The sequence below is a fragment of the Bacillus sp. NP157 genome (assembly GCA_018889975.1).
GTDB lineage: Bacteria > Pseudomonadota > Gammaproteobacteria > Xanthomonadales > Rhodanobacteraceae > Luteibacter.
In genome coordinates, this window is sequence record CP076546.1 from 2,622,457 (window position 1) to 2,638,822 (window position 16,366).

Consider the following 16,366-nt stretch of genomic DNA (forward strand, 5'->3'; position numbering starts at 1 on the left):
GGTTATCCTGCGACGATGTTGACGATCTTGCCGGGCACGACGATCACCTTGCGCACGGTAAGGCCTTCCAGCTGGGCAGCCACCACGGGCAGGGCCCGGGCCTGGGCCTCGGCATCTTCCTTCGATGCGTTGGCCGGCAGCTCGATGGTAGCGCGAAGCTTGCCATTTACCTGCACGGCATAGGTCAGCGAGTCACGGACCAGTGCGCCGGGGTCGACCGCCGGCCAGCCAGCGTCCTCGACCACGGTCTCCGCATGGCCGAGCGCCTGCCACAGGGCATGCGACACGTGCGGCGTGAACGGGTTGATCAGCTGGACCACGGCGCTGAAGGCTTCCTGGCGCAGGGCCACGCCTTCTTCGCTGGCGTCGTCGAACTTGTTCAGGGCATTCAGCAGCTCCATCAGCGCGGCGATCGCCGTGTTGAAGGACTGGCGGCGGCCGATGTCGTCGGTCACCTTCTGGATCGTCTCGTGCAGCTGGCGGCGCAGCGTCTTGCGCGCCGCTTCGCCGGCCGGGTTAGCGCCCTGGCCCTTGCCGCCTTCGGCGTGGGTGGTGACGTCGCGCCACAGGCGGCGCAGGAAGCGGGCCATGCCTTCGACGCCCGCTTCGTTCCATTCCAGCGACTGGTCGGGCGGCGCGGCGAACATCGAGAACAGGCGGACGGTGTCGGCGCCGTACTTGCCGATCATCGCCTGCGGGTCGACGCCGTTGTTCTTCGACTTGGCCATCTTTTCGATGCCGCCGATTTCCACCGGCTTGCCGTCGGCACGCAGCGTCGCACCGACGATGCGCGCGCGGTCATCGCGCTGCACGTCGACATCGGCGGGGTTGAACCAGGTGAACTGGCCGTCGGCTTCCTTGCGGAAGTACGTCTCGGCGATGACCATGCCCTGGCACAGCAGGTTGGTGGCCGGCTCGTCGCTGCCCACCAGGCCTTCGTCGCGCATCAGCTTGTGATAGAAGCGGAAATACAGCAGGTGCAGGATCGCGTGCTCGATGCCGCCGATGTACTGGTCCACCGGGGTCCAGTAATTGGCGCGCTCATCCACCTGCGCGTTGGCGCCGGGGCTGGTGTAGCGGGCGTAGTACCAGCTCGACTCCATGAAGGTATCGAACGTGTCGGTTTCGCGCTCGGCCGGGCCGCCGCAGTTCGGGCAGGTGGTCTTGCGCCACTCCGGGTCGGCCTTGATCGGCGACTGCACGCCGGAGAATTCCACGTCCTCGGGAAGCACCACGGGCAGCTGGTCTTCCGGCACAGGCACGGCGTCGCACTGCGGGCAGTAGATCACCGGGATCGGGCAACCCCAGTAACGCTGGCGGCTGACGCCCCAGTCGCGGATGCGCCAGTTGACCCGGCGCTCGCCGCGGCCGGCGGATTGGAGCCTTGCCGAAATGGCGTCGAATGCGGCGTCGAAATCGAGGCCGTCGAACTCGCCCGAATTCACCAGGTAGCCGTGCTCGGTGTAGGCACCTGATTCCTGGATGCCGGTTTCGAACGACTTCACCGTTTCCACCGCCGCCGAAGCCGTGTAGGCATCGGTGCTGCCGCCGTCCAGTGCGTGCTGGGTCGCATCGGTGCCCTCGCCCTTGCCGAGGTCACGCTGCAGCTCGGCCAGCGCATCGACGACACCGCGGTCGACCACCACCATCTTGATCGGCAACGAATACTTCTGGGCGAACTCCCAGTCACGCTGGTCATGGCCGGGCACGGCCATCACGGCGCCGGTGCCGTAGCCCATCAGGACGAAGTTGGCGACCCATACCGGCACCTTTTCGCCAGTGATCGGATGCACGGCGTCCACGCCGGTGTAGTAACCGCGCTTCTCCTGGGTTTCCAGTTCCGCCTCGGAGACGCCACCCGACTTGCAGCTTTCGATGAATTCGGCGAGACCGGCATTGGTCGCGGCCGCCTGCATCGCGATCGGATGTTCCGCCGCGACCGCCACGTAGGACACGCCAAGCAGCGTATCCGGGCGCGTGGTGAACACCTTCAGCGGCTCGGCCTGGCCGTCCACGCCAAAGGTGATCTCCAGGCCCTCGGAGCGGCCCAGCCAATTGCGCTGCATGGTCTTCACGGCGTCCGGCCAACCCGGCAGGGTGTCCAGGCCGTCAAGGAGTTCCTGCGCGTACGCGGTGATCTTCAGGAACCACTGCGGGATCTCGCGCTTTTCGACCACGGCGCCCGATCGCCAGCCCTTGCCGTCGATGACCTGCTCGTTGGCGAGCACCGTCTGGTCGACCGGATCCCAGTTGACGACACTGTTCTTGCGATAGACCAGGCCCTTTTTCATCAGCCGGGTGAACATCTGCTGTTCCCACTGGTAGTACTCGGGACGGCAGGTGGTGACTTCGCGGGTCCAGTCGTAGGCGAAGCCCATGCGCTTCAACTGCTCGCGCATGTGCTCGATGTTCTTGTACGTCCACTTCGCCGGCGCGGTGTTGTTCTTGATCGCGGCGTTTTCGGCGGGCAGGCCGAAGGCGTCCCAACCCATCGGCTGCAGGACGTTCTTGCCCTGCTGGCGCTGGAAGCGGCTGATCACGTCGCCGATGGTGTAATTGCGGACGTGGCCCATGTGCAGGGCGCCCGAGGGGTACGGCAGCATCGAGAGGCAGTAGTACTTGGGCTTGCCGGTGTCTTCGGTGACTTCGAAGGCACGGGTGTCGCTCCAGTAGCGCTGGGCTGCGGTTTCGACGGCGTCGGGGGCGTAACCGCCCTGCTCGCGCGTGGCCTGGTCGTGGCTGTCCTGCATGGTTTTCGGTACCGGATGGATGCTTGGTTGGCCGCGGGAAAAATGCGGCGGTCAATCGCGGGAGACTATCCCACGGGGGTAGGCGCGGCAACCTCGCCGGCGGCCGCGCGGCGCTCGGGCGTGGTCGCGGGTGGCGTCCGCGGCGGCTACCCCGCGGCGCTCGGGCGTTTGGGCACGAAGAGCCCTCGGTGCCTACCCTCGCTGCTCAGACAGCGTTCTGGCGTGCGACAGGGAGGGGCTGCTCCGCAGCCCATCTTCTTATGGGCCTACGGCCGCGCACCGGGTGCCGGGCGGCGGTTCTTGATTCGGCATCCTGCCTCAACAAGAACGGCCGGCCATCGTGGCCGGCCCCCTTCGGGCTTCTTCCGCCCAGCCCCCTCGCCGCCACGAACTCGCCTCGAGGGTAGGCACCGAGGGCTCTCTTCATTCTTGCCGCGAACTGGGTTGGACAGCACGGCAATGGCACCCCTGGCGCCACGCCAGCTCTTGTAGGAGCGCGCCTGCGCGCGAACCCTCAACCCGGCTCCGAGCGAATGAGGCCATGCATTCATGCAGGCCAGCGGTTCACCTGACGACATCGTTGTGCATGGTCCAACAGCCAGCACCCTCGGCATTTGATCGAACAATTCGACCATCTGGCGAACAAGCCAGGGCACGTCGAAGACGTGATTCGAGGACGCTCGCGCGGGTCCGTGAACGATGTCCCTGCATCGTCGCGCTGTTGGCTGTTCGCGCGCAGGCGCGCCCCTACACGAGCTGCAGCTGCGTCGGGATTGCCGGTGCCGACGCTTTCCCACCCAGCTCGCCGCAAGAATGAGGAGAGCCCTCGGTGCCTACCCTCGAGGCGAGTTCGTGGCGGCGAGGGGGCCGGGCGGGAAAAGCCCGAAGGGGGCCGGCCACGATGGCCGGCCGTTCTTGTTGAGGCAGGATGCCGAATCAAGAACCTCCGCCCGGCACCCGGTGCGCGGCCGTAGGCCACTAAGAAGATGGGCTGCGGAGCAGCCCCTCCCTATCGCACGCCAGAACGCTGTCTGAGCAGCGAGGGTAGGCACCGAGGGCTGTCCTGCGACCACGTACGAACGCCGCGCGGACGGCCATCGCGCGCAGGCGCGCTCCTACAACAGCCATGCCAGCGCCGAGGTTCGGCCGGAGGCCGTCAGGCATGCGCCGCGATGCGGCGAACCGCTTTAGCGGCAGGTGCCGGGTTGGCCGGAGGCGATGGCGCGCGCGACCACGCCGATCTGGTCGGCCAGCTCACCGACGGCACGCTGGTGCGCATCCACCAACGAATCCACGCTGCCACCCGCCGGCTGGCTCAGCCGCGACGCACAATTCGCCGACACACCCTCAGCACGCACCGACCACGCCGCCTCCAGCGTCGCGTTCCCGCCCAGCTCCGAATCGAAGCGACGGACATCCACCTGGATCGCCACCACCCGCGCATCCTTCGCCCGCGGCAAACCGTGGACATCGTGCGTACCCAGGCGCGACGACAGGTCGGCCGCCAGCGCCGAACGCACCTCGTCCGACAACGGCGACGCCCAACGCTCGCCATCCTGCACGCTCACCGCCGTCGCACCCGAACGCAGCACCAGCGACGGCTGGTCCACCTGTGGCGGCACGCCCACCGGCATCACGTCGATGACGAAAGGAGACACCGACGCCGGCCCGGCCGATGCCGGCGGCACCAGCGTATGGAAATGCACCGGCGCCGACGAACAGGCGGCTACGGACGCCACGACGGCGGCAAGCCCGGCAATGCGGAGGGTCTTCATCATGGCTGTCCTTCCTTGCCCTGCTTCGAGGTCGACGGCGAACCCACGGGCGGCGCCCCATCGGCACCGCGGCCGCGCAACAACGCCTCGGGGTGGCGGCCCAGGTAATCGGTGAATGCACGAACCGAACGCACCGTGCGCTGCAGTTCCTCAAGCGTGTTCGCGATGTTCTGCTGCAGCGGCGAACTCTCGGACAAGGCGTCGTTCGCCGTACCGACGGTGCGGTTCACGCCCTGCAAGGTCTTCTTCGCTTCCGGCAGCAGGTCGGTATTCACCGAATGCAGCGTGCCGTGCAGTTCCTTCAGGCTGCCATCGAGGTTCTTGCCGATCGAGTCGAACGGAATCTTCTCGACCTTGTCCACGATGCTCGACAGCTGCTCCTGCAGGTGATCGAAATCGCCCGCCACGGTCGGCACTTCAAGCGGCTTCGCATTCGGATCGAGGGTCGCCTTGGGTGCCTTCGGATCGAAGTCGAGCGCGATGTACAGCGAACCGGTCAGCAGGTTGCCCGAGCGCGCCTGCGCACGCACGCCGTGCTCGACCAGGCCCTTCATGATCCGCGGGAACAGGGTCTCTTCCGGACCGCCAAACGCCTTGGCCAGCTTCTCGTGCGCCTTGCCCAGGCGCTGCGGATACACCAACGCGCCGACGATGACCGGGAAGCTCTGCGTCGCCGGGTCGTAGTCGAGGTTGACCGAAACGACCTTGCCCACCTTCACGCCCAGCAGTTCCACCGGTGCATCGACGCTCAGGCCGCGCAGCGAATGGTTGAAGCGCATGCGGATGTAACGCGGCGTGCCGTCCGGCGGCGCCAGCGCGGTGGCCTGGTCGTTGAACAGGCTGAATTCCTTCATCTCGGGCGCAGGGGTTTCGTCATGCGGCCCCAGCGGGTCCTGGAAGGCAACGCCGCCGGCCACCACGGTCGCCAGCGACTGGGTGTTGAGCTTCAGGCCGTCGGCACCGAGCGACACGTCCACGCCGCTGGCATTCCAGAAGCGCGAGTCGTTCGATACGAAGCGGTCGTTCGGGCCATCGACGAACAGCTGCAGCGAGACGCCCTTGCCGTCCTTGTCCAGTTCGAACGAGACGACGCGGCCCACCTGGATGCGACGGAAGTACACCGGCGAGCCGATGTCGAGCGAGCCTAGGTCGGTGGCGTGCAGGACGAAGCGACGGCCCGGCGCCCCATGGGTCACCGCGGGCGGGGTCTCCAGGCCGCTGAAATCCGACTGGTCTTCTTCCGACGTGCCCGTGTCGGCGCCGATGAACGCGCCGGACAGCAGGGTATCGAAGCCAGACACGCCCGACGCGCCGATGCGCGGACGCACCACCCAGTAACGGGTGCCCTTGGTCGCGAACTCCGACGCGTTCTTCTCCAGGTCGATGGTGACGCGCACGTGGGTGCGATCCTTTGACAGGCGCATCGTGGTGACCTTGCCGATCACCACGTTCTTGTACTTGACCTGGGTCTTGCCGGTCTCGATGCCTTCGCCCGTGAGGAAGGTCACCGTGATTTGCGGGCCGGCCGACAGGTAGTTGTTGACCAGCAGGGAGATGCCCACCAGCGCAGCGATGATCGGCACCAGCCAGATCAGCGACACGCCCATCTTCGAGCGGCGGACCTGCGGCTGCGGCAGTTCCGCGCCTTCGTCGCCGGGGCGTTGTCCTTCGTCGGTGTCGCTCATTGCGCCTTCCTTTTATCCCAGATCAGCCGGGGGTCGAAACTCATGGCCGCCAGCATCGTCATCACCACGACCATGCCGAAATAGATCACGCCGGGTAGCGGCTCCACCCGCGAGAGCACCTTGAAGTGCACCAGCGCGGAGAGGATCGCCACTACGAAAACGTCGAGCATGGACCAGTAGCCCACCAGCTCGACGAAACGGTACAGCTTGGCCCGCTGGCGCGAACCGAAGTCGCTGGAGCGCTGCACCGAGATCAGCAGGTAGCCCATGATGACGAACTTCAGCATGGGCACCACGATACTTGCCGTGAAGACGATGATGGCCAGGTCGGGCGACCCGTTGCGCCATAACTCAAAAACGCCGCTGAGGATGGTGTTGTCATCCTTGCTGAACAGGCTTTGCGTGCGCATGATCGGCAGCACGTTGGCCGGGATGTAGAAGATGGCCGCGGCGATCAGGAAGGCCCAGGCCCGGCCGATGCTGCCGTGTTTGCGCGGGTGCAGCGGGTTGTGGCACCGCGGGCAGTGCGCATGTGGATCTTCTGAATAGGCGACGACCAGCCGGCATACATGGCAGCCCATCATGCCCAGGTCCTCGGCGCGCGGCAGTTCGCTCACCGGCGCACCTCGCGGGTCACGTTCCACAGGTTGCGCGGGTCGTGGCTGGCGAACACCGTGATCAGCACGGTGAGGAAGCCGAACGCCCAGACACCGGCACCGGGCACCACGTCGAAATAGGTGTGGGCCTTCACCACCGCCACCAGCACGCCGAGCATGAACACCTCGATCATGCTCCACGGCTTGATCCGGACCAGCGTGACCATGGCCAGGCGGAAGCCCGGCGCGCGTTCGCCACGCCGCGCGAACATCAGGATCCAGCCAAACAGCACGATCTGCACCAGCGGGAAGAAGAACAGCGTCAGGGCGGTCAGCGCCGCGACGATCTGCGCGCCGTCGTTCCACATGGCGATGGCCGCGCCCCAGAGGGTGGTGTCGGCGAACATGCCCGAGAGCCCCAGGGTGACGATCGGGGACACGTTGGCGATGACGAAAACGATGCCCGCCGCGACGATGAGCGCGAACTGGGCATCGATGCCAAGCCACTGATGGCGCTCGAGGACGGCGCCGCAATTGACGCACTGGGCGACCTCGCCCCGCGCAAGCGGGCGCCGCTGGTACACGGTATCGCAGTGTTCGCAGATGATGAGGTCGGGGGCTCTTTGCATGTACGCCGGCAATGTAAGGGCGGTACAGCCCGTGCCATATGATCGCAAATCTCCGTAAACGGCGCATGACGAGGCCGCTGGGGGGCCCCGGGGCTTGATAAGCTTGCCGGCTCCCCCGATCTTGGGGGCTCGTCCCCGCACCCCCCAGGAGCCTCCCGTGAGCAGCGCCCAGACCCCCAGTGCCCATGTCTTCGACGCAACCACGGCCGGTTTCGAGAACGACGTCATCCAGGCTTCCCTACAGACCCCGATCCTCGTCGACCTGTGGGCGGAGTGGTGCGGCCCCTGCAAGACCCTTGGCCCAATGCTGGAAAAGCTGGCCGTTGAGTACAACGGCGCCTTCCGCCTCGCCAAGATCGACGTCGACGCCGAGCAGCAGCTGGCCGCCATGTTCGGCGTCCGCAGTATCCCCACCGTCATCCTGATCAAGGACGGACAGATGGCCGATGGCTTTGCCGGCGCCCTGCCCGAGGGCCAGCTTCGCGAATTCCTGACCCGCAATGGCATCCAGCCGGCGGAAGCAGGCGCCGAGGATGCGGAAGTCGTCGAAGAAGCCACGCCGGAAAGCCCCGAGGACGCGATCAACCGCATCCAGCAGGCCATCGCCGCCGAGCCCGAGCGTGCCGAGCTCAAGCTCGACCTTGCCCTCGCCCTGCTCCGCGCCGGCCAGGTCGAACCGGCCCAGGCCGAGCTCGACGCCCTGCCCGCCAACCTCGCCACCGATGCGCGCGCCGTGCGCCTGCGTAGCCAGCTCGACCTGGCGCGTGCACTGGCCGGTGCCCCGTCGCTGGCGGAACTGCGCCAGCGCGTCGAACGCAACGGCGACGACTGGGAAGCCCGCGACCTGCTCGGCGTCCGCCTGCTGATCGACGGCGACGCCGCCGCCGGCCTTGACCAGTTCCTCGACGTGCTCAAGCGCCAGCGCGAGTGGCAGGACGGCCAGGCCAGGAAGCGCCTGCTGGCCGCCTTTGCCACCCTCGACGATGCCGAGCTGGTCGGCACCTATCGCCGCAAGATGGCGTCGCTGCTGTTCTAGGCGGGTAGCACCGGGAAGGCGGTGATCCGCAGCTTCGCGCCGGCATACGGCACCAGCTTCAGCGCGACCTCGGGCTCGCCGGTCACCGTCGCCTTCGCAGGCACGGGATCGGCCGCCCCTTCTTCCGCCTTCCACGCCACCGGCCGGCCACGCACGCTCAGCGTGACCGCGGGCGATGCACCGGCGAACGGAACCTTCCCCACGGGATGTTCCTCGACCTTTGCCTCGCCGGCCACGGCGTAGTTCCATGCCGTGGTCGCATACACCTGCCAGTCGTTGGTCAGGCCACGCGGCCGCCACTTCACCCATGCCTCGCCGATCGGCAACGAAAACACCAGCGGGCCACGGACGAAGGTCACGGCGTCGTTATAACCATGCTCCACCGCCACCTCGGCCGGGAACGACAGGGCGACCCGGTCGCCAGGCTTCCAGGTGCGTTCGATCGTGTGGAACCCGGCCTCGGCCTTCAGCGCGACCGCCGTGCCATTGACCGAGACCACCGGCCGCTTGCACCACGCGGGGATCCGCACGCGCAGCGGGAAGGCCACCGGCTGCGATGGCGTAAGCGTGATCGCGACGTCGCCACGGAACGGATAGTCCGTCGCCTGGTCGATCGCCACCGGCACGTCGCGCACGACGGTCGATACCTTGCACGGCGCATACACCGTGGCGGCAAGGCCTCGGTCGCTGGTCGCCATCCACAACGACGCGGTGAGCTTGGGCCAGCCCTGGTGGAAATTCGCCGTGCAGCAGCCGAAGTGCGGGTCGAGGCCGAAGATGTTGGATTCGGGCCCATTCGTCGTCCACGGCCGCCGGTGCAGGCTCACTTCCACCTGGTTCGGTTGCTGGTCGTATTGATGCGCCCACATGTCGTCGGTGAAGGTACCGGGCAACGCGTTGTAGGCGATGCGTTCGATGCGATCGCCCAGCGCCGCGTCACCGGTAATGGCAAGCGCCATCTCCAGCGAGTACATCGCCTCGACGACGGTGCACAGTTCGACGCCCTGCGACGGGTTGCGCCCCGCCAGGTGTTCGTCGGCGGAGAACATGCCGTTGGGCAGGCCGTGGTACGTGTCGAGCATGTCGAGCTGGTGGTGGATCGCGGCGCGGTCGTCGGCACTGCGCGAGATCAACGACCAGACCGGCGATGCCTTCAGCGCATGGGCGTTGTTCACGCCGTGCACCTGCAGGCCATCGTCGACCATGTAGACATCGCCGCCGCTGCGCATCTTCGCTTCAAGGGCCTTGATGTCGATCTTCTCCTTGAAGGAGAAGTTGGCGAACATGCCCTGCCAGTCGTAGCCCTGGGTCTTCAGCAGCTGGGCCAGTTCGATCAGCTTCGGATCCTGCGTGCGCGTGTAGAGCCACACCAGCACCGCCACCTCGTCCTGCCAGCGCATGCGTCCCCAGTCGCGCAGCGGACGCGCGGGCAAGGCACCGAGCTGGTAGTGGAAGTAGTTCGTCATGAACGGGATGACCCGCTGGTCGCCACTCAGCTCTTGGTACTGCGCCAGCACCTTGAGCATGACCATGCGCGGCCACCAGTCGTCGTTGCTGCGCGGGCCGAACATGCCGTTCGGCCAGGGGTTGTCCAGGGTCCAGTCGATGAAGCGCTGGGCCTTCGCCTTCAGCGGCGCGGAATCCAGCTGCCACGCCAGCGGCAGCAGGCCATCGAGGAAGTACGGACCACGCTCCCACGATTCGCCCTTGCCACCGAGCCAGCCGCTTTCCGGGCCGAGGTCGGGCCAGGTTTCGTCGACATGGCCACCGAGGCCGGCGGCCTGGATTTCCAGCTGGCGACGCAGCCAGCCAGCGGGCGTGATCGCGCCAGCGGGAAGCAACTGCAGGGGCTGCGGCGCGAGCGGTGCCGGCGGAAACGGGGGCGCGGTCGGCGCCGCCTTGCCGTCGCGAGCGGCGCCGCCGGCGGCGGCGGTCGTGGCACCGATCGGCACGAAGGACGCCATGGCACCCATGGCGGAGGCGCGGAGGAAGGCGCGGCGGCTGGCAGTAACGGTGTCGCCCATCGATGGTGAGTCCGGTGGAGGTCCGGCCATCGATACTGGCAGGGCCGCGCGGCCACGTCACCTACCGGGCCGGGGCGGGTTCCCTGGGCTTCTTGCGCCGCACGTACAGCTGTTTGCGCACGCTGGCCACCAGCTCGCCCGATGCCGTGCGGATGTCGGTATCGAACCAACGCAGGTGCTTCTGCCCGTCCGCGCAGGCGGCACGCACCTCGTCGAGCATCGCGTCATCGACGTGGAATTCCGCATAGACGTCTTCACGGCCAGGGGCGACGAAGCGGATCTCGCCGGCCTGGTCCCACACGATGTAATCGTTGCCGAGGCTCTTCAGCACCATGATCATCCAGAACGGATCGGTCATGGAAAACAGGTTGCCGCCGAACTGGGTGCGCACGTAATTGCGGTTGTACCAGGCGAGCTTCAGCTTCACCTTCGCGTGGCGGTAGTCGTCGAACTGCACCACGCGGATGCCGGCGAACAGGAACGGGGGCCACGCATTGAGGATGCGCCGGAGGGTGGGTGCTTTCATGCCGCCATCGTAGCGCCCCCGCCGCGGCCGCCGAAGACCCCCGTTTCAAACGCAGGCACCGCCAGCGTGACCTCTGGCACATATGGACGGCCCGGCGCGGATCCACCATCGGGGCTTCATCCGTCGCCGGGAACCACCGCATGCGCCCCACCCTTCGCCGTGCCTCGCTCGCCTCCGCCATCGCGCTGGCCACCCTCGCCCCAGCCGCCTTCGCCGCCGAGCAGCCCGCGCTGCCCGCGCCGGTCGACCAGCCGTACAAGGGCAACCTCGCCCTCACCGTCGACCTCAGCGACCAGGCACGCCACCTGTTCCACGTGCGCGAGACCATCCCGGTGTCGGCCGGCCACGTCATCCTCTATTACCCGAAATGGATCCCCGGCGAGCACGGCCCGAGCGGCCCGCTGTCCAGCGTGGTCAACTTCGTCGTCAACGCCGGTGGCAAGAAGATCCCGTGGCGCCGCGACCTGAAGGAAATGTACGCCTTCCACGTCGATGTGCCCGAAGGCGTCGACAAACTCGAGCTCAGCTTCGACTACCTCGCCGCGGCCACCCCGCACTACGTGCCGCTGGAGTTCAACGAAGTCTCGTTCTATCCGGCGGGCTACTACACCAGCCGCATCACCATCGAGCCGACGGTGAAGTTGCCCGCGGGCTGGAAGTTCGCCACGGCGCTGGAGACCGCGTCGCAGTCGGGCGATACGGTGAGCTTCAAGCCGGTGAGCTACGAGAATTTCGTCGACTCGCCGATCATCGCCGGCCAGTACTTCAATCGCGTCGACCTTGCCCCGGGCCAGCAGACGCCGGTGCACCTGGACATCGTGGGCGAAGACGCCGCCAGCGTGAAGATCAGCGACAAGCAGGTCGAACCGCAGCGCAACCTCGTGGTGCAGGCAAACAAGCTGTTCGGCGCACACCATTACGGCCACTACGACTTCCTGCTGGTGGTCTCCGACCACACCGGCCACTTTGGCCTGGAGCACCACCAGTCCAGCGACGATCGCCTGTTCGCCAACTTCCTGACCGACCCGAAGGTGCACGTGGCCGCGGGCACGCTGCTGCCGCACGAATACATCCACTCGTGGAACGGCAAGTTCCGCCGGCCAGCCGACCTGTGGACGCCGACGTTCACCGAGCCGATGCAGGACGACCTGCTGTGGGTCTACGAAGGCCTGACCGACTACTACGCGGGCGTGCTCACCGCACGTTCGGGGATCTGGACCACCGACCAGTGGCGCGATTCGCTCGCCTCCATCGCCGCCGACATGGGCGCGCGCACCGGACGCCGCTGGCGTTCGCTGCAGGACACCGCCGATGGCATCCCGTTGTCCTCACGCGGCGCGTCGGGCTGGGTCAACATGCGTCGCAGCTCGGACTACTACCCGGAAGGGCAGATGCTCTGGCTCGATGTCGACACCAAGATCCGCGACCTCTCCGGCGGCAAGCACACGCTGGATGAGTTCGCGAAAGCCTTCTACGGCATGGACAACGGCAGCTACACGCCGAAGACCTATACCTTCGAGGACGTGGTGAGCACGCTCAACACCGTGCAGCCCTACGATTGGGCGGCGTTCCTGCGCACGCGCCTGGACGACACCGGCGACGTGCTGCCCGAGAAGGGCATCGAGGGTGGCGGCTGGAAGCTGGCCTTCGACGACAAGCCGACCGAGTTCATGAAGACCCAGGAAAAGCTGCGCAAGACGATCAGCCTGGCCTATTCCCTCGGCATCACCGTGTCCGACAAGGGCGAGGTTCGCGACGCCCAGTGGGAAGGCGATGCGGCGAAGGCCGGCCTCGTGCCCGGCGTCACCATCGTCGCCGTGAACGGCAAGGACTTCTCGCCCGACGTGCTGAAGGATGCGGTGACCGACGCCAAGGGCAACGGCACGCCGATCGAATTCCTGGTGAAGAACGTGGACGACTACCAGACGGTAAAGGTCGATTACCACGGTGGGCTGAAGTACCCGCACCTCGTGCGCGGTGATGGGAAGGACCTGATCGGGTCGATTGCCACGCCGAAGAAGTAAGCGACGTGGCCATCGCGCGCAGGCGCGCTCCTACAACACCCCTGTAAGAGCGCGCCTGCGCGCGACCGGCCCCACGCCAACCCGATCTATTCGCCTATACCCAACCGGCTTTACTTCTCCCGGGCAATCTCAAACAGGAACCACGCGCGACGCTCCGCCTCGTCGATCCAGTTCTCGATCAGGCTGGCCGTCGCGACGTCGGCATACTCATCGCACACGCCATGGGTTTCACGCAGGAAGCCGAGGAAGCGCATGTTGTCTTCGCGCAGCTCCGCGATCATGTCCTGCGGCGTGACGAAATCCGCATCGTTGTCCGACAGTCGCTGCAGGCGGCTGACGTGGCCGATCGAACGCACCGTGGTGCCGCCGATCTTGCGCACGCGCTCGGCGATGTCGTCGGTGATCGCGAAGATCTGGTCCGACTGTTCGTCCAGCAACAGGTGCAGGTCGCGGAAACGCGGACCGGACATGTGCCAGTGGAAGTTCTTGGTCTTCAGGTAAAGCGCGAAGGTATCCGCCAGCAGCGCATTGAGTTCCGCCGAGATGTCACGGGTCGCATCCGCACCGAGACCGGTGGGCGTGTTCAGGTCGGCCTTGCGCTTGGTCTTGGTCGCTTCGGTGTTTTTCATCGCCATCGCTCCTACGGGGTATGGCTCCCGAGGATGCACGCGGCACCATGACAAAAGCTTGCACGATCCAACTTGGCGCGGGGCCGGTCAGGCCGGCAGGTTGACCACCACGCGCAGCCCGTGACCGTCATCGCCATCGAGCAGGGCCACGCTCGCACCGTGCAGTTCCGCCGCGCGCTGCACGATGGAGAGTCCCAGCCCATAGCCCTCGCCCTGCGAATCCATGCCACGGGCGAAGCGGTGGAACATCGCCGCGCGGCGTGCCGCGGGGATACCGGGTCCGTCGTCGACTACCTCGATGACGGCCCGGTGGTCACGCCCGGTAATCGAGAGCGAGACGTGGCCGCCATCGGGCACGTGGCGGAAGGCGTTGTCCAGCAGGTTGCGCAGCAATGCACCCAGCGCCACGCGATAGCCGTCCACGACGAGCCCGTCCGGCATCGCGTCGATGGAGAGTTCCACGTCGCCGCGCGCGATCAGTGGCGACATTTCCTCGACCACGTCGAGGGTGAGTGCGCTGAGGTCCACCCGGGCCCGCGGCCCCGCCGCCGCGCCGGCTTCCAGCCTTGCCAGCGCCAGCAACTGTTCGGTCCGCCGCGCCAGCGAGACTAGGCAGCCACGCGCCGCTTCGAGCGCTGCCTGCGCCTCGTCCGGCCGTGCCGAGGCCATGGCGTTCTCGAGGTTGATCATGGTCGACGCCAACGGCGTGCGCAGCTCGTGCGCCACGTCGGCGCTGAAGCGCCGCTCGCGCTCGAGCGCGCTCTCCAGGCGAAAGATCTGGTCGTTCAGTGCCGCCAGCACCGGCTGCAGCTCGCCCGGCGCGGCCTCGAGGTGGATGGGTGCGCGGCTGCCCGGCTCGCGCCGGTCGAGCGCACCGGCCAGGTCATCCAGCGGGCGCAGGCCGCGGCGGACCGCCCAGCCCACCAGCAACGCCAGCAAGGGCAAGCCCAGCAAGGTGGGCAAGCCGTGTTCGATCCACAGGGCGCGGGTGATCTCGTGGCGGCTGTCGTAGCGCTCGCCCGCGCGTATCGTGATCCCTTCCTTCTCCATGATCAGGGTGAACACGCGCCAGGAATAACGGCCGTGCGCGACGTCCTCGAACTCGCCATCGGGCGTGTGCGTGCGCGGCACGCCGGCCAGGTTCTCGGTCGCCATCAACAGGCTGCCATCGCGGTCGAAGACCTGGAAGCCCACTTCCGACTCATACGTGCGTCCCTGCACGGTCAGTTCGGCCGGATGATTCGACGTGCTCGGCACGAGCAGGCGGGCGGTACGCTGTTGCCGCAGCTGGTCGACGCCGATCCGCCCCACCAGCACCTCCAGGGTTCGCGCGGCCTGGGCGAGGCGGCCGTCGGACAGTTCATCCACCTCTTCCAGCGTCCGTTTTGCGCTGAGCACGCCCAGCGGCAGCAGCACGGCAGCAAGGACGCCGATGATCAGCAGCAACAGGCGGAAACGAAGGCTAAGCGGCCTCAAGGGCATGGTCCGGGCGGGTATCGATGGATTATCGGCCCACCCAGCTTAGCCGGTCCTTAGACCGCGCCGCCGCCCCTGAAGCGGGCCACCTCGTCGAGCCGTTCGCGGGCTCGCCGCACCGCCGCGCCCTCCGGCGTCTTCACCAGCCGCGACACCAGCAGGAATGTGCCGAGGCAAACCACCGCCGTGAGCAGGTTCAGGCCGACAAACAGCGGATTCACCGCCACGATATCCACCCCGGCCATGCCGAACGCCCACACGATCATCGGCACCCACATGAAGCAACCGACGATGCCGAACCAGCGCCCTTCGCGGATGCGCCAGGCACGCAGCGCCGCCAGGCGTTCCTGCAGTGCCAGCACGGGGGCGTCCTCCGACGCACGCGCCGCGAGCACCAGGTTGCGCGCCGCGGCGACGGCCATCGCGATGCCGTAGGCATGCAGCAGCAGGCCGGCCACGAGCGGCCCGGGAGCGTCGCGATGGTCGAACCAGAACGAGCCCGCCGCCAGCGCGAAGGCGATGCCAGACAACACCTGCACCGCCTGGCCGATGACAAGCGGTCGCAGTTCCCTGCGCACGCCACCCGAGGCGACCTGTGCCGCCATGGCCAGCTCCAGCCCATCCAGGCGCCGGTCGAGGGTCACCCAACCTGCCTTCAGATCATCCAGTTCCATCGTGTCCTCCGTTGTCATGGCGTGGCCGGCGCAAGTTGCCGGCGCAGTCGTTGCTTGAGCCGCGCGATGCGCGTGCCCACGTTGGTTTCGCTGATCCCGAGCACCGTGGCGATCTCGGCATACGGAAGCTCGTCGAGGTAAAGCAGGGCCAGCGCCCGCTCCAGCGGCTCGAGCCGTTCGATCGCGCTGGCCAGCAGCGCCAGCCGCTCGTCGGGCTCGGCGATCGGCGTGCCGCCCTCCATCGCATCCAGCAGGTCCGCGCCAAGGCTGGCCGGCCGCTCACGTTCGCGCCGGGCGTGCGAGAGCCCGACGTTGAGCGCGACCCGGTACATCCATGTCGGAAACGGCCGGCTGGGATCGTAGCTACCGAACGAACGCCAGACCTGCAGCGCGATCTCCTGGGCCAGGTCCTGGCGATCTTCACGGTGGCGGGCGTACACCGCCGCCACCTTGAACACGATGCCGCGATGCGCCTGCAGCAGCGCTTCGCAACGTCGTCGTCGTTCTTCACTCGCCATGTGCCCTCCTCTTTCCCCCATGAT

The 16,366-nt window shown here is 67.1% G+C and carries 13 protein-coding genes; 2 read left to right on the forward strand and 11 right to left on the reverse strand.

What is annotated here, in order from left to right:
- Positions 1 to 2: 2 nt before the first annotated feature.
- The 5 genes from leuS to KPL74_12120 all read right to left on the reverse strand — a co-directional run bounded on the left by leuS (position 3) and on the right by KPL74_12120 (position 7,435).
- Positions 3 to 2,750, reverse strand: a complete 2,748-nt coding sequence (leuS, locus tag KPL74_12100) for a leucine--tRNA ligase (GenBank protein QWT18485.1) — start codon at positions 2,748 to 2,750, stop codon at positions 3 to 5.
- Between the two features lie 1,187 nt (positions 2,751 to 3,937).
- On the reverse strand, positions 3,938 to 4,528 hold the full coding sequence (locus KPL74_12105) for a PqiC family protein (GenBank protein QWT18486.1): 591 nt from the start codon (positions 4,526 to 4,528) through the stop codon (positions 3,938 to 3,940).
- Positions 4,525 to 6,210 carry an MCE family protein gene (locus KPL74_12110; GenBank protein QWT18487.1) on the reverse strand — a complete coding sequence of 562 codons (1,686 nt, stop codon included), beginning with the start codon at positions 6,208 to 6,210 and terminating at the stop codon, positions 4,525 to 4,527. The genes KPL74_12105 and KPL74_12110 overlap by 4 nt, the downstream gene beginning before the upstream one ends.
- Positions 6,207 to 6,827 carry a paraquat-inducible protein A gene (locus KPL74_12115; GenBank protein ID QWT18488.1) on the reverse strand — a complete coding sequence of 207 codons (621 nt, stop codon included), beginning with the start codon at positions 6,825 to 6,827 and terminating at the stop codon, positions 6,207 to 6,209. The genes KPL74_12110 and KPL74_12115 overlap by 4 nt, the downstream gene beginning before the upstream one ends.
- Positions 6,824 to 7,435 (reverse strand): paraquat-inducible protein A, encoded by a 612-nt coding sequence (locus KPL74_12120; GenBank protein ID QWT18489.1) that lies wholly within the window; start codon positions 7,433 to 7,435, stop codon positions 6,824 to 6,826. Before KPL74_12120 ends, KPL74_12115 begins: the two co-directional genes overlap by 4 nt.
- Positions 7,436 to 7,592: 157 nt before the next feature.
- Between KPL74_12120 and trxA the strand changes: the two genes are divergently transcribed.
- Positions 7,593 to 8,471, forward strand: a complete 879-nt coding sequence (trxA, locus tag KPL74_12125) for a thioredoxin (protein ID QWT18490.1) — start codon at positions 7,593 to 7,595, stop codon at positions 8,469 to 8,471.
- Here the strand turns inward: trxA and KPL74_12130 are convergent.
- A complete protein-coding gene (locus tag KPL74_12130) occupies positions 8,468 to 10,495 on the reverse strand; it encodes a glycoside hydrolase family 127 protein (protein QWT18491.1) in 2,028 nt (675 codons plus the stop codon). The genes trxA and KPL74_12130 overlap by 4 nt on opposite strands.
- A 61-nt stretch (positions 10,496 to 10,556) precedes the next feature.
- Positions 10,557 to 11,021 carry a DUF4442 domain-containing protein gene (locus tag KPL74_12135; GenBank protein QWT18492.1) on the reverse strand — a complete coding sequence of 155 codons (465 nt, stop codon included), beginning with the start codon at positions 11,019 to 11,021 and terminating at the stop codon, positions 10,557 to 10,559.
- Between the two features lie 140 nt (positions 11,022 to 11,161).
- On the opposite strand from KPL74_12135, the gene KPL74_12140 reads away from it, so the two are divergent.
- Positions 11,162 to 13,045 carry a hypothetical protein gene (locus KPL74_12140; protein ID QWT18493.1) on the forward strand — a complete coding sequence of 628 codons (1,884 nt, stop codon included), beginning with the start codon at positions 11,162 to 11,164 and terminating at the stop codon, positions 13,043 to 13,045.
- 110 nt (positions 13,046 to 13,155) lie between these two features.
- Here KPL74_12140 and KPL74_12145 read toward each other — a convergent pair whose 3' ends face one another.
- The 4 genes from KPL74_12145 to KPL74_12160 all read right to left on the reverse strand — a co-directional run bounded on the left by KPL74_12145 (position 13,156) and on the right by KPL74_12160 (position 16,342).
- Positions 13,156 to 13,674 carry a DNA starvation/stationary phase protection protein gene (locus KPL74_12145; protein ID QWT18494.1) on the reverse strand — a complete coding sequence of 173 codons (519 nt, stop codon included), beginning with the start codon at positions 13,672 to 13,674 and terminating at the stop codon, positions 13,156 to 13,158.
- An 87-nt stretch (positions 13,675 to 13,761) separates the two neighbouring features.
- Positions 13,762 to 15,150 carry a sensor histidine kinase N-terminal domain-containing protein gene (locus KPL74_12150; protein ID QWT18495.1) on the reverse strand — a complete coding sequence of 463 codons (1,389 nt, stop codon included), beginning with the start codon at positions 15,148 to 15,150 and terminating at the stop codon, positions 13,762 to 13,764.
- 56 nt (positions 15,151 to 15,206) lie between these two features.
- Positions 15,207 to 15,824, reverse strand: a complete 618-nt coding sequence (locus KPL74_12155; GenBank protein ID QWT18496.1) for a hypothetical protein — start codon at positions 15,822 to 15,824, stop codon at positions 15,207 to 15,209.
- Positions 15,825 to 15,838: 14 nt separating this feature from the next.
- Positions 15,839 to 16,342, reverse strand: coding sequence for a sigma-70 family RNA polymerase sigma factor (locus KPL74_12160; GenBank protein QWT18497.1), 504 nt, complete (start codon positions 16,340 to 16,342; stop codon positions 15,839 to 15,841).
- Between the last annotated feature and the right edge of the window lie 24 nt (positions 16,343 to 16,366).